This window comes from Marinobacter lacisalsi, assembly GCF_042651045.1.
In the GTDB taxonomy this organism is placed as follows: Bacteria; Pseudomonadota; Gammaproteobacteria; order Pseudomonadales; family Oleiphilaceae; genus Marinobacter; species Marinobacter lacisalsi.
Genome location: NZ_JBHSDI010000015.1, coordinates 91,396 through 104,773 on the forward strand (window position 1 = coordinate 91,396; position 13,378 = coordinate 104,773).

The window sequence follows — 13,378 nt, forward strand, 5'->3', positions numbered from 1 at the left end:
TTTCGCCGAATCAAGGAGACTTCCCTGACATGAGCAACAAACCCAGCATCCTGATCGTCGGCGCCGGCGCCATTGGCAGCTTCTATGGTGCCATCCTGAAAAAGGCCGGCTGCAGCGTCAGCACCGTGCTGCGTTCCGAATACGACGCGGTGAAAGCCAACGGCATAAAAATCTCCAGTCCCCTGGGCGACCTGTCCTATCAGCCGGACCACGTCTACCGGGACGGCGACACCCCCGTGGCAGAGCCGGACTACCTGATCCTGTGCGTAAAAGTCCTGCCCGGCGTGGACCGCGCTGCCCTGGTGAAACCCTGGATGGGTAGCAACACTCGCCTGGTGCTGATCGAGAATGGTCTGGATATTGAGCGGGAGCTGGCGGACGCCTACCCGGACAACCCCATTATCAGCTGCCTGGCCTTCATCGCCGCCAGCCGCACCGAACCGGGCGTGGTGGAGCACAAGGCCTACGGCAAACTGGTGATGGGCCGTTACCCTGAAGGCATCGACGACAACTGCCGTGAACTGTCACAGCTGTTTATCGACGGCGGCATCAACATCGACCTGACCGAGCAGGTGGTGGGCGAGCGCTGGCGCAAGTGCCTGTGGAACACCCCGTTCAACCCCCTGTCGGTGATTGCCAACGGCGCCGACACCCGTACCATCCTGGACACCGAAGGGGGCGAGGACCTGATCCGCACCATGATCCGGGAAGTGATGGATGTGGCCGCGGCCGAGGGCTACCCCATGGAGGAGAAGGTGATCGAGCAGAACATCGCCGGCACCCGCAAGATGCCCCCCTACAAGAACAGCATGGCCCTGGACTACCTCAACGGCCGGCCCATCGAGCGGGAAGCCGTGCTGGGCAACGTAGTGGCCATCGCGCAACGCCACGGCATCCCGGTGCCCCACCTGAACACCGTGCTGGTAACCCTGAAGATGCGGGCGGCGCTGGAGGGCCGGGACTGACCGCCCCACTAGTCAGCCGGGGCCAACGGGCCCCGGCCACCATCTCGGCTGGGTCTGAAGTTTGCCGTCATGTTATGGTCCCGGTCATTCCGATGACTCTGACAGGGGAGACAATGGCGTCACAGCGCACCACAGCACAGCGCGTAAAGCTGGTCCTGCTGGCACTTCTTGCGACCTTGCTGGTCAGCTTCTCAGCGCTGCTGTTCTACCTCTGGTTCGCCATGCTCAGCCCCTACGGTTACGAGCGCCCCGAAACCCTGGCCGCCATAGACAGCTCCCGGGACCACGAACTCTTCGTGTTCGGCACCCTGACCCAACCCTGGGTCCGCTATATCGTCATGGGCCGCACCGGCGATACCGAACCGGCGATACTTGAGGGTTACGAGAAAGAGGCACTGGATATCAAACCCAAGGCAGGCGCGGAGGTGGAAGGAAAGCTCATTGAGGTCAGCCCGGAGGAACTGGCACGCCTGGACCGCTATGAAAGGCTGGGAATCCGCTATGAACGGGTAAGAATGACACTGGCGGATGGCACCAGCGCCTGGGTGTATCGACTGCTTGTGCCGTAGCGGAAATGTCGGCTTGGCCCGTCAGCCAGAATAAATAATAAAGCTCGCTACAAGCGTAACCGCAACAATGCCGAAGAAGAGACCGGCCAATGGTAGCAGAGCCGACTCGCCTTCATTTCTTTGCTGGGACTGGACACCGCTCTCCCTCAACCGGGCCGCATGGTCTCTGGCTGAAACGGCGGGCGATTTTTCTGGATATCCTGTCAAGCCGTTGGATACTCTATGCCGACTGTATCCATCGAAGTAACTGGGCGTTGCCCATCGGTCAAAAAGTGCCTGCTCTCTTTTGGTCAGTGAGCTACGGGGCAGAGAGCCCTCATCCTCACTGGACATCTGGAATTTGCGATCGTCATACACTTTTAACTCGGAACTTTCTCTTTCCGAGCCATCCTCGTTAATATCAACCATAAGCCATGACTGAATTAATGCCCCCTGGCCCGCCAGTCGGTCAACATTGAGTCGGTATGGTGTGCACCAATAGTTCCTGCGCTGCCCATTGCTGTCCGCAAAGCTGGCGCAACTTCCAAGGATCCGGACCACTTCGTCAGTAATCAGGCCCAGGTCTTTTTCGTGATGCCAGGCGAGTTTCATGCCGTCCATGTAAGCGTTGCGAGCAACCTCGCCAAGAGCGACGGTTCTCAAGACAACCTGAGAATTTTTTGTTGGCTTGAAATGCTCCATTTCAGCGGCCGCCCGTTCTTTATTCGAGAAGATCAGGAAGGCGTGTCCATTAGGCGTCTCTCTCGCGGCGGGAAGAAGCAGACCTTCTGGCTGTTTACGCAAGAAGGGAACGCAGACCGGAGCCTGGCTCCAATCTCCGAGAAACTCGGGCAAGTTGAAATTCTTCAGAGATTGCTGGAAAGCCGAAAACGAAGATTCCATTGTTGTCCTCCATGATATGTTGGATATGGTCAAATCCAGTGACCACTAGAGTGCCGCTATTTCGGAAATTTAAACCCAGCTCAGCCAAATGCCGACTGGCAACGGCTATACATCTGTTTGACCTTCACCTCGTAGGCCGCGTTGCTCATGTTGTACCAGTAGCGAGGATCGCGTCCTGTTTCCTTGTCGTGGGCCGCCGTCACAGGGTCATTTGCCCGGTGGGGTTCCAGCAACGGAATATCCGGCAGCGGTGCCGTGCTATCCATGTACTGGCACCAGAAGTTCCAGAGGGCTTTGTGGCCTCGGTTAATGTTGGAGGCCGGTTGCAGATCCGTCAGGTGCAGAACCTCTTCACGGAACCGGTGCACAAGCACCGGGTAGTAGAGCGGCAAACCCTGAGTGGTCGGCCCCATATGAATGTAGCAGTCGAATTCCTCAAACGGGGATTGCCAGAGAACCTTGCCTGCCTGCCCTCGCTTCTCCGGGTCACAGAACACGGTCACCATGCCGGTGCGACGATTGAACTCCCAGGTCGGGCCTTTGGGGCTTTGATACATGAAATCAGGGAAAAGACGCTCGCACAGGCTGATCCCGCCCCAAAGGAACAGACATGCCCCTCCCCCATACAATACAGTTGGCAGGAAAGCTTCTTTATAAATACCTTCGAAATCATCATTAAAGGCAATATAAAAATAGAGCAGTGTCATCAAAAGAATAGGCGTACCAGCTATTAGCAGAAACTTGGCTATCGCTTTCACCAACAACCAACGCCAGGCGAACTTCGGCAAGGTGGTCCACCGAAAGCTTTCGTGGTTCATCCAGGACACAGGCATTTTCTCTCCGTTCTCTCCATCCATGTAAGAAACGGATTTGTCCTCCAGCCGCGGTCGCCAAAGATCCAGAAAATCCCCCGGAACCAGATCGGGAATGTAACTCTTCGACAGCTTCCGGCCCGCCTCCCACTGCATACGGAAGGACCGGGAGCGGGTGTCCAGTTGAGGCCGCGGGCGCTTTCTGCTCCTCCCATCATCGGCGGGCCGCCAGGCAGTGGTGCTGTAATACGCTTGTTCAGACATTCCGTGTCCTTTCCCTTCCGGATTCAGCCAAATGCCGACCGGCAGCGCTGGTACATCTGCTTGACCTTCACTTCATAGGCCGCGTTGCTCATGTTGTACCAGTGGCGGGGATCGCGTCCTGTTTCCTTGTCATGGGCCGCCGTCACAGGATCATTTGCCCGGTGGGGTTCCAGCAACGGAATATCCGGCAGCGGTGCTGTACTGTCCATGTACTGGCACCAGAAGTTCCACACGGCCTTGTGGTCCCCGGGGTTTGACGACGCCGGATGCAGTGCGGTCAGGACCATGGTCTCCTCCCGACATCGGTTCACCATGGCGGCGTAATACAGGGGCAAGCCCTGCGTGGTGGGGCCCATATGGACATAGCAATCAAAGTCCTCAAAGGGGGATTGCCATTGAACCTTGCCGGACTGACCTTTCTTCTCCGGGTTACAGAATACCGTCACCATGCCGGTTCGGCGGTTGAACTCCCAGAGAGGCCCCTTGGGGGCGGCGTACATAAAATCAGGGAAAAGACGCTCGCACAGGCTGATTCCGCCCCAAAGGAACAGACATGCCCCCCCCCCATACAAAACAGTAGGAATAAAGGCGTTCTCAAATGTTCCTTCAAAATGTTCATTTGAAAAAAAATAGACATGGAGTAGTGATATTAGAAGAATAGGAGTGCCTGCTATTAGCAGAAACTTTGCGATAGCTTTCACCAGCAACCAACGCCAGGCAAACTTGGGCAAGGTCGTCCACCGAAAGCTTTCGTGGTTCATCCAGGACACAGGAATTTTCTCTCCGTTCTCTCCATCCATGTAAGAAACGGATTTGTCCTCCAGCCGCGGTCGCCAAAGGTCCAGAAAATCCCCCGGAACCAGATCGGGGATATAGCTCTTCGACAGCTTTCTGCCTGCCTCCCACTGCATACGGAAGGACCGGGAGCGGGTATCCAGTTGGGGCCGGGGACGTTTACTGCCCCCCCCATCATTGGCGGGTCGCCAGGCGGTGGTACTGTAATACGCTTGTTCAGACATGGATTTCCAGTCCCTTTATACGGCGCCAGGTGGTTCCCTGGGATAGCGTTTCCATGGAATTCACCCTAGATGATCTGGTTTACCCAGAAGTCCTTCTGTTCCGTGAAATCCGGAGTGCCATGCTTCCCGTCTTCGTAAGTCAGGTTATCGTGCAGGGCCGGTGCCGGGAACACATATTCCGTGTCGGTGCCCAGGGAGGCTTTCATACGGGCCCGGACGATCCAGTAGAAGGCTTCGTCCTCGCCACTTTTCTTCATGTCCTCCACGGTTGGTTGCTCCGGGGAGTGGAGCCAGTATTCGGCACCGTCCGGTCGTGCCACCTCGTAGACCCACCAGTGGTCGCCGGGCGGTGACTGGATCTCCCACTGCTCGCTGCCCCGGGAGGGTCCCAGCCCCCCGAAACTCACTTTGGAGTAGGCCCGGAGGCGGCGGATATCAAACTCCAGCGCTTCACCACCGGCGACGGCCGCCAGGTTGCTCTTCACCCGCACCCGGACGTTGATCTTCATCAGGGATTCAACCATCGACGAAACGGCCAGCTCCGTGGCCGGCTCGCCCCGGGCCTCCAGCAGGTTGCTGGCGGTGGCGATGGCCAGCTCGTCGCTGACGGCAAAGTCCTCCGCCGTGACCGTTACGCCGGCCAGGATATTAACCAAGCGGTAGAACGCCTCCCGGGCATTGTCCTGGCCCCGGATGTGGCCGTAGGTTTTCCCGGGATCGGCATCGGCGGGGTTTGTTCGATGACGATGGCTCAGCCCCTCCGGCACCTCGCGGGGTGGCGTGTCATCATGGAGCAACCCGAAGGGGCCATGCTCGATCCACATTTCCAGCTCCGGTTTTTCCAGCGCTGTGGCCGCGAAGTACCCACCCAGGGACAGGGCGATGCCCAGGCTCAGGACCACCCAGCCGGCGGGAGTCGACAACCCGAGGATGGCGGCCGTTCCCGCACCACTCGCGGAGGACATCAGCGAGGCGCCGGCCCAGGTGCCCATCAGTGAACCAAGGGCCGAGACCCCCATGGCGGCACTGGAGGCGATCTGGTTCTTCTGCCAGTAGTCGTGAGTATCGGAAAGGCGGATGCCGGCGTCCAGCGCGCCAAGGATGGAGACTGACACCATACGGACGGATATGGCCCGGGGAAGGAATTTGGCAAGGTCGTCACTGATTTTGCCAGCGATGTGGGCTTTCTCCACATCGAAAACCGTCGCATTCAGCCCCCGGGCCAACCAGTTGTCCGCACCCGCCATTCGCTCCACCACGGCAGCCAGAGCAAAACCAAGATGGGCATAAGTTGAGCCCGCTTCGGCAAATGCACGAGCATCACTACGATTTCTGCTGTACTCATCGTATCGCTTGGCGAGAGTAGAAACATTCCAAAGCTCAATCCCCATGACCACAAAGGGCAGCCCGGCCGCATCCAGGGTTTCCCCGATGGCCCGGCTGCGACTGGCTGCCTCGCGCACTTCGCGATAATCCTTCACCAGGGTGGACCCGGATGGGGCCATGAACACACTGACGTTGGCATAGTCTCCGGGGGCCGCACCGCCTGGCACTCGACGGGGGTTGGTGTGGGCCACTTGTTGCCCATCCAGGGTGCTGACCTGACCGAAAAAGCGGCCACTGTGATTCGTGCTGTCCACATAGGCTCGCTCAGCATCCAGCAGGCCGTTACGCAGGCCGATGTCCGGGTCTTCAATCCCAAACGGGACCATGTTGAAGGGCTTTTGGCCATAGGGCATCATCACCAACTCACCCAGTTGACGGGGATGCATGCCTTTCATGGCCCGCGCCAATGGACCGTGGAGTGTCAGGTCAAAGCGCATCAGGTCCCGTGTGCCCCGTTCGTGGGCCTTGTTGAACTCCTTCATCAGCATGCTGGCAATACCATCCAGTGCCTGGACGATGGCCCGGGCGGACCCGAACCCGCTGGTTCCCTCGTTATCCTTTAACTCGGCCAGCATTCTTGCCTCCGCCGTCTGCAAGGTGGACGGGGCGGAGAAGCTTTCACGGGCACCGATATCCGCAAACAGTTTGGGTCGGAACCGGCCATCGCCGGGTTTGTCGTCCTCCAGGGCGTTGGTATCCAGAGCTTCAGTCAGGGAAACGACTTCGTCAGACGGGAACAGCATGTCGTGGAGCGGGTAGCCGGAACTGTCCTTGACGATATCCAGTACCAGTTCGCTGCCATCCTGATGAGGATCAATCGCCGCCGTGGGCAGGGTCAGAGCTCCCAGGCTGGTATCGCCATCGCGATTGGTCCGGGCCAGCCAGGGCTTGTCGGCAGCTTCCGCGTCGTGTTGCAGCTTTTCAAACAGCCCCCCCGCCAGCATGAAACCGCTCAGGTAGTCGTCACCTTCCAGCGAGAAAAGGTCGGCAAAGCGCCTCTGGACATGGTCCTTCCCGGCCAGGGCCCGCAGCGTCGCCTGGTTGTATTTGATGCAGTCGACGGCAACCGCCCGAAGGTGCTGGTGCAGTGTCTTCAGGAGGGTGCCATTGAGGCGGTCGTCCAGCTTGTCGGCAAATTCCCGCAATGGGTTGCGCTCGCCGCCCAGCCTGGATGGCAGGATGGTTTGCTCAATCAGTTCCGCACTGTCGAAATGGGTTTGCCCAGTCAGCCACTCCCGGATATCGGCCTGGTACTGCATGGCCTGGTTGACCCGGGCGATCTGCAACCGCAACTCGTGGAGTTCATCGTAGACCACCAGACCGTAGATCTTCCGCTGCCTGGGTACATTAAGCACGTCCTTTCCAGCCGGGATATTGCTCCAGACCTTCTGGTGACTTTGTGCGTAGTCGAACTGCCCCTTTTCCGCCTGCCAGAGGTCCTGGAAGGCAGCCCACCTGAGACCGGTTGAATCCCCAAGCTCGCTGCCCTCCTGACGGCTCTGCCGCCAGGCCTGTTCAGCGTGCTCGGCGCCTTTCATCAGGGCCTGCTGTTCCGCCCGGGCGAACTCGTAGCATTCCTTTGCGTAGTTTCCGGATCGGCTGATCAGGAATTCATAGGTGCAGGGTATCTGTTCTTCCAAAAGCGGTTCCCGGGCGCGCTGTGGTGGAACGTCTTCCTGGGCGCTCAGAGGCAGAAGCTTCGCCTGATACCGATTCCAGTTAGTCCGGTGGTCGACAGCCACTTGGGCCCGATCCATCTGATCGCTGACGTTGTGCTCCATGTAATGGATTCTGCCAGCGGACCACTGCACCTCCGAAAACGCCACCCGGTAGTCCAGTTGCTGGAAGGCAAGACTGGAATACAGGTATCTCACCGGCAGCCAGATCTCTTCCAGCGCCACGCCGGTGGACTCCCTGCGGTCTTCAGACAGGCGATCTCCCGGTATATCGCGATAGTTGTCCACCGGCACATCCCGGTAGGTGAGCTCGCCATTGTCGTCTCTGACAAGCTGGATTTCCCGCCACAACCTGTCGTGGCGGAAGATATACAGGTAGCCGGCTCTTGAGGTCACCACACCTTTGCGTGCTGTCCCCTGCCGTTCGATGGTGGTCAGGGGGACAAAAGGCGCCAGGATATACCTCTGACGGGGCTCCTTTTTTGCTTCCGCATAGGGCGTATCGAAAACCGGAAGCCGGATAGGGTCGCCCTCCTCAGTATCAATCTCCATGGCCACGGCGACTTTGGCGGCGTATTCCTCATTGTCCTTTTTCAATAGCCATTTGTGGATGACGCTGTCATCCGTTTTATCCTCGGCGTGGGTGCCATCGACGGCCACGTCGATGTCGCCGTACTCCCTCGTCATGACCTTGAGGGAGTGGCCTTCCGGATGGTTCTCGCCCAGCACCTCTACGTGGAGCCATTCCTCAAAAGGAACCTCCTGCTCCTCTTCCTCTTCCTCAATGCGTTCGGCGGGAGCGCCTTGCCCGGGCGTCGACGCGCCCGGCTTTGCACCGAGTCCGGTGGGGGATTTATAAGGCGGGGGCCGGGAGTCTGTCGGTTCCGGGTTCTGCTCTTCCTCAATGGCCAGCTTTTCAAACTCGGCAAGGTCAGCCAGGCATTGCATGCCACTGGCAGTTCCAACATAACCGGCATCACCGACCATTACCGTCGGGTTGCCATCGACCAGCTTGCCGCCGTGAACGGTCATGCTGCCCACCCGGGCGACCGGCTTGCCGTTGACGAATACTGAGGGGGAACCTTCTGCGATGGTATCAGCCGGCCCGTCGCAGACGAGCTTATGGCCAACGGTGGTTACCGGCATGCCGCCGACAAAAACGTTGCCAGAGCCTTCGATGACGCAACCGCCTTTGTGGGGTGTTTTACCGCGCTTCTTGGGACAAGTGTGATGACTTGTCAGAAAAGACATGGGTTTGCTGCCCATTTGCCACATCTCCCTGTGTCAATTTCCATAGCGGCTTTCAAGTGTAGCCCGAAAGCCTCCCGTCCATATTGGGTGCAATTTTCCATCACGCTACCATAAGGTTTGCAAGCGGGGTAGTCGCTATAGCCTCAGGAAGGGACCTCCTTCACAAGGAAAACGGGTTGGTAACGCGATAGGTAAAAAGGGTGCCGCAGCACCCCTTTCTGATGTCAGCCCGACTTCTCGTTAAACATGGAAATCCGGCCGCCGTCCACCACCAGGTCGTGGCTATTGATGAACGAGCCTTCGTCACTGGCCAGGAACACCGCCGCGTTGGCGATGTCCAGAGCCAGGCCCGCCCGTGGCAGCGGTGTTGCTTTCGCCAGGTTCTTCTCCAGTTTTTCCAGCTTGGCCTGGTTTTCCTCTTCACTCAGGGTGTTGGCCCGCTCGGAACCGCCCCAGAAGATGGGTGTGGCGACCGCGCCCGGTGAAATAGCATTCACCCGGATGCCATCGACCCCCAGCTCTACACCCGCCAGGCGGGTCAGGTGGCTGACCGCCGCCTTGGCGCCGGAATAAAGGTAGCCACCCTGCCCCAGGCGATGGGCCGCGATGCTGGAGTTGTTGATAATGCAACCGGAGCCCTGCTCCCGCATGACCCGGGCGGCATGCTTGATACCGAACACCACGCTGCCGGTGAGCAGGCGCATGATGTGGCCGAACTCGTCCTCGGTGACCGAGTCCAGGGTGGTGCGATCGCCGGCACCGGCGTTGTTGAACAGGCAGTCCAGGCGACCGAACTGCTTCACCGCCCCGTCCACCAGAGCGGCGATGTCCGCCTCGTTCATGACGTCGGCCTTCTGGAACACGGCGTTCGGCCCCAGATCCGCCGCCAGTTTCTCGCCCTTGTCGACACTGCGGCCGGCAATGATCACGGTGGCACCTTCTTCCACAAAACGGCGAGCCGTGGCTTCACCGATACCACTGGTGCCACCGGTAATGATGGCGACCTTATTCTGTAAACGCTGACTCATGTTGTCTGGCTCCTGTGTCGGACCGGTTATTGGACAGTCCGCCAGCATAGCGTTACCGGGCCTGACAGCCAAACCGGAAAGCGTCGATTATCTTTACACAAGCCGCAATCACCAAAAAGTATTCTCTTTATGGATCAATGGATTGAATATCTGGCCTGGTTCCTGCTTTAAAAAAACAGCACACCTCATTCAGGAGTTATCAGCATGAACCGCTTACTTCTCTCCACCATCGCCCTTGCCGGGCTCACAGCGGCCCAGTCTGCCGTGGCAGGCTATATGCCCACCTCCTGCGACGCCACCAACGCCTCGGCCAACGGCAGTCTTTCCGTTGAATGCCGCGACAACAACACCAGCGGCTACCCGGCCGACAATGGCGACGGTACCCTCACCATTTTCATGAACACAGTCTGGTCCGACTATGGTCCCCTGACTACGGTGGTCAAGGATGGCACCAGCAGTGGCGGATTCAGCTTCAGCGTCAGTGACGCGGATTCCGGCTCCGGCTTCGAGAATTATTTCGAGTTCTTCCTGCCGGCCGACTATCTCGGCAGCGAAGTGGACTGGGTACTGGCGGTCAAGCAGTCGGGTTATCTGGTGTCGTACCTGTTCGAGGATCTGCTGGTAGAAAACGATCAGCCTGCCATCACCGGGTATTTCAACAGCCCCTGGCAGAACGGCAGCGATGACTTTTCATGGGCCGGCGGCCTGGTGGGCGAGCCTTCCACGCCAATTCCGGAGCCGGGCTCACTGGCGCTGATCGGGCTGGGTCTGGTAGGTCTTGGTGCACTGCGCCGGCGCGCCTCCCGCGCGTGACTCCGACACTGTAAATAAATTCGACAATCCCCGCCAAGGCGGGGATTGTTCGTTCTGCCCGGCCGGTTATTCCACGTCGGAATTGTTCAGGTAGGCCCGGTCGGAAATGTTGGTCCAGGGGCGGATCTGCTCCAGGTACTCACGCTGGGAATTGATGATCTCCTTTGTCAGCGGATCCTTTTCGGCCATCTCGGCCAGCAGCTTTCTGGTGGACGCGCGCAGGGCATCCATGACTTCATCCGGGAAGGTGCGGAACTTCACGTTCGGGTAGTCCTCCTGAATGCTGCTCCAGGCCTTGCCGCTTTCGTGCATGGTCTGGATATACATGTCATAGGCGGCAGTGCGCATGGCCACCCGCAGCACTTCCTGGAGGTCTTCCGGCAGTTCGTTCCAGGTGTCCTGGTTGATCAGCCACTGCAGCTCCGCAGACGGTTCCTGCCAGCCACCGTAGTAGTAATCAGCGATCTGGTGGAAGCCCATGGGCAGATCCAGGGCGGGGCCAACCCACTCCAGCGCGTCAATGGTGCCGCGCTCCAGGGCGGTATAAAGCTCACCCGGGGGCAGATTGGTCACCGCAACGCCGATGTCCGACATGACTTCGCCGGCAAAGCCGGGGGTACGCATCTTCAGGCCCTGCAGGTCCTCCAGGGAGTTGATTTCCTCCCGGAACCAGCCCCCCATCTGCACACCTGTGTTACCACCCGGGAACGACAGCATGTTGTGTTCACCGTAGACCTTCTGGGCCAGGTCAAAACCCTCGCCATAATAGAACCAGGCGTACTGTTCCGGCGCGGTCATGCCGAATGGTACGGTAGTGAAGAACATGCTGTTGGGGATCTTGCCCTTGTAGTAGTAGGACGCAGTGTGGCCAATGTCATATTGCCCGGCCTTGACCATGTCAAAGATGCCGAAGGGTGCCTTGTGCTTGTTGGACGAGTCGATACGGATCTTCAGCCGACCCTCGGACATCTTTTCCACCATGGCCTTCAGGCTACGGTTGGTGTCGCCCAGGATGGGATAGTTGGGGCCCCAGGTTTCGGCCAGCCTCAGGGTATAGGTTTCTTCGGCCAGGCTCGAAGCGCTTGTAAAAGAAAGCGTCAACAGCAGCGCCGCTGTCTTAAGCTTGGAGCGTAATGTCATGATGATTACTTCCTGCTCTGGTTTTATTGTTGGGAGCCTGATCAGCCAGCGTTGGCCCACAAGCTCCTGGCGTTGATTTGGCGACCGATACGTTCACGCAGCTGACATGAAGCCGGCACGACGGGAGCTATGATAGCGTCCTGCGATCGCCGATGCACAGGGGAAAGCCACAGAATGCACAGGGGGTGTACCCGATGAAGGATCTGTTCCTGATCCGACACGCCAAATCCAGCTGGACCGACGATTCCCTGCGGGATATGGACCGACCACTCAATAAACGCGGCAAGCGTCAGGTAGAGGCCATGGCGAACCCCCTGCTTGAACTGGGTGCGCTGGACGGGCCAATCCATGCCAGCCATGCGTGTCGTGCCCGCCAGACGATTGAGGGGATAGTGGCGCGGTTACCCGAACAGAACCTGGCCTCCCGGGTTCACTTCGATCCTGAACTCTACACCTTCCGCTGGAAACGACTGTTCAAATGGCTGAAGCATGTGGATAACGACGCCCCCGCCCTGACCCTGATCGGGCACAACCCGGCGCTGACGGATCTGGCTGCAATACTGACCGGCCACCAGGTGCCGGAGATGATAACGGGCGCCGTCATGCACCTGAAAATCCCGGCTGCAACATGGCGGGAGATCGCCAAAGGGAAAGGCAGGCTGGTTCAGTACCTGCCCCCCTCACAGGCCAGCTACCGACTGTTCCAGCGAAAGGCACCAAAGGCACCGGAAGCCGGGGGCGACCTGAAACAACAGGTACCGGAGGCATTAAACCACCAGCTGGCGACCATCCGGGCCCTGCAGCCTGGCGTGGCACAGGGCGTGGACCCGAAGTTCCTGCATCGGTTCAGGATCAACCTCCGGCGCAGCCGGGCCGTCACCGAAGCCATCGTCACCATCACCGGCGACCAGACACTCCAAAAGTCAGCGAAGCCGCTCAAGCGTATGGCCCAGCAGACCAGTCTGCTCCGGGACCTGGACGTATTCCTGGCCTACCTCGAAACACAGGCCTCGGAGAATCCCCGGCTCCGCCGGTCCCTGAAGGCCTCCGGCACCATGACGACCCTCCGCCACTGGCGAGAATCGGAACGCCAGGCGCTGTGCCGGCAGCTGGACCGGAAAGCCTGGCACAAAGACCTGAAAAACTGGGAAGCGACGATTACCGGCAAGACGTTGACCAAAGCGCTAAAGAAAGCCACTCCGGAAGCCATTCAGGACACCGTCCGGCAACGTGGTGACCTTTGCCTCGAGATGTTCCGGGACCTCTCCCCCGGGGCCCCGGATCAGGATTTTCATGCACTCCGCAAGGCACTGAAGCGGCTGAGGTATCTGGCTGAACTGGATAAGCGCCGTTACCGCGCGCTGCTGGACGAACTTAAAGACCAGCAATCACTGTACGGCAGATTCCAGGACCGTCATCAGCAACTGACGCTACTGAGCGAGCTGGCAGCAACACGAGTGGACCAGCGCCTGCCACCTGTACTGGCAGAACTGGCACAGCAGATCAGCGACGAGAAACGTAAAGCACAGGACGCCATCCTTGCAAAACCACCCCGGATTGAACGGCCCTGAGA

10 protein-coding genes are annotated in these 13,378 nt (G+C 59.0%); 4 read left to right on the forward strand and 6 right to left on the reverse strand.

Going from position 1 to position 13,378, the window contains the following annotated elements; translation table 11 throughout:
* The first annotated feature begins 29 nt into the window (after nt 1-29).
* Entirely contained in the window at nt 30-965 is a 936-nt protein-coding gene (locus ACFOZ5_RS12040) for a ketopantoate reductase family protein (RefSeq protein ID WP_379887613.1), read from the forward strand.
* Between the two features lie 113 nt (nt 966-1,078).
* Nucleotides 1,079-1,534: a gamma-glutamylcyclotransferase family protein gene (locus ACFOZ5_RS12045; RefSeq protein WP_379887615.1), complete on the forward strand. Its 456-nt coding sequence runs from the start codon at nt 1,079-1,081 to the stop codon at nt 1,532-1,534.
* A 21-nt stretch (nt 1,535-1,555) separates the two neighbouring features.
* Here the strand turns inward: ACFOZ5_RS12045 and ACFOZ5_RS12050 are convergent, their stop codons facing one another.
* The 5 genes from ACFOZ5_RS12050 to ACFOZ5_RS12070 all read right to left on the reverse strand — a co-directional run bounded on the left by ACFOZ5_RS12050 (nt 1,556) and on the right by ACFOZ5_RS12070 (nt 9,852).
* On the reverse strand, nt 1,556-2,416 hold the full coding sequence (locus ACFOZ5_RS12050; RefSeq protein WP_379887617.1) for a hypothetical protein: 861 nt from the start codon (nt 2,414-2,416) through the stop codon (nt 1,556-1,558).
* Nucleotides 2,417-2,496: 80 nt separating this feature from the next.
* Complete coding sequence (locus tag ACFOZ5_RS12055; protein WP_379887619.1) at nt 2,497-3,492, reverse strand: hypothetical protein; 996 nt, start codon at nt 3,490-3,492, stop codon at nt 2,497-2,499.
* A gap of 23 nt (nt 3,493-3,515) precedes the next feature.
* On the reverse strand, nt 3,516-4,511 hold the full coding sequence (locus ACFOZ5_RS12060; protein WP_379887621.1) for a hypothetical protein: 996 nt from the start codon (nt 4,509-4,511) through the stop codon (nt 3,516-3,518).
* A 65-nt stretch (nt 4,512-4,576) separates the two neighbouring features.
* On the reverse strand, nt 4,577-8,824 hold the full coding sequence (locus ACFOZ5_RS12065; RefSeq protein ID WP_379887623.1) for a PAAR domain-containing protein: 4,248 nt from the start codon (nt 8,822-8,824) through the stop codon (nt 4,577-4,579).
* 224 nt (nt 8,825-9,048) lie between these two features.
* Nucleotides 9,049-9,852 (reverse strand): SDR family NAD(P)-dependent oxidoreductase, encoded by an 804-nt coding sequence (locus ACFOZ5_RS12070; RefSeq protein WP_379887625.1) that lies wholly within the window; start codon nt 9,850-9,852, stop codon nt 9,049-9,051.
* A gap of 204 nt (nt 9,853-10,056) precedes the next feature.
* Between ACFOZ5_RS12070 and ACFOZ5_RS12075 the strand changes: the two genes are divergently transcribed.
* A complete protein-coding gene (locus ACFOZ5_RS12075) occupies nt 10,057-10,665 on the forward strand; it encodes a PEP-CTERM sorting domain-containing protein (protein WP_379887627.1) in 609 nt (202 codons plus the stop codon).
* A gap of 66 nt (nt 10,666-10,731) precedes the next feature.
* Here ACFOZ5_RS12075 and ACFOZ5_RS12080 read toward each other — a convergent pair whose 3' ends face one another.
* Nucleotides 10,732-11,805 (reverse strand): TRAP transporter substrate-binding protein, encoded by a 1,074-nt coding sequence (locus ACFOZ5_RS12080; protein ID WP_379887629.1) that lies wholly within the window; start codon nt 11,803-11,805, stop codon nt 10,732-10,734.
* A 194-nt stretch (nt 11,806-11,999) separates the two neighbouring features.
* On the opposite strand from ACFOZ5_RS12080, the gene ACFOZ5_RS12085 reads away from it, so the two are divergent.
* On the forward strand, nt 12,000-13,376 hold the full coding sequence (locus ACFOZ5_RS12085) for a CHAD domain-containing protein (RefSeq protein WP_379887631.1): 1,377 nt from the start codon (nt 12,000-12,002) through the stop codon (nt 13,374-13,376).
* Nucleotides 13,377-13,378: the final 2 nt, after the last annotated feature.

Excerpts from the sequence above, each read along its gene's own strand:
- ACFOZ5_RS12065 (WP_379887623.1), bottom strand. The coding sequence starts at position 8,824 with ATGTCTTTTCTGACAAGTCATCACACTTGTCCCAAGAAGCGCGGTAAA.
- ACFOZ5_RS12040 (WP_379887613.1), top strand. The coding sequence starts at position 30 with ATGAGCAACAAACCCAGCATCCTGATCGTCGGCGCCGGCGCCATTGGC.
- ACFOZ5_RS12045 (WP_379887615.1), top strand. The coding sequence starts at position 1,079 with ATGGCGTCACAGCGCACCACAGCACAGCGCGTAAAGCTGGTCCTGCTG.
- ACFOZ5_RS12080 (WP_379887629.1), bottom strand. The coding sequence starts at position 11,805 with ATGACATTACGCTCCAAGCTTAAGACAGCGGCGCTGCTGTTGACGCTT.
- ACFOZ5_RS12060 (WP_379887621.1), bottom strand. The coding sequence starts at position 4,511 with ATGTCTGAACAAGCGTATTACAGTACCACCGCCTGGCGACCCGCCAAT.
- ACFOZ5_RS12070 (WP_379887625.1), bottom strand. The coding sequence starts at position 9,852 with ATGAGTCAGCGTTTACAGAATAAGGTCGCCATCATTACCGGTGGCACC.
- ACFOZ5_RS12050 (WP_379887617.1), bottom strand. The coding sequence starts at position 2,416 with ATGGAATCTTCGTTTTCGGCTTTCCAGCAATCTCTGAAGAATTTCAAC.
- ACFOZ5_RS12055 (WP_379887619.1), bottom strand. The coding sequence starts at position 3,492 with ATGTCTGAACAAGCGTATTACAGCACCACTGCCTGGCGGCCCGCCGAT.
- ACFOZ5_RS12085 (WP_379887631.1), top strand. The coding sequence starts at position 12,000 with ATGAAGGATCTGTTCCTGATCCGACACGCCAAATCCAGCTGGACCGAC.
- ACFOZ5_RS12075 (WP_379887627.1), top strand. The coding sequence starts at position 10,057 with ATGAACCGCTTACTTCTCTCCACCATCGCCCTTGCCGGGCTCACAGCG.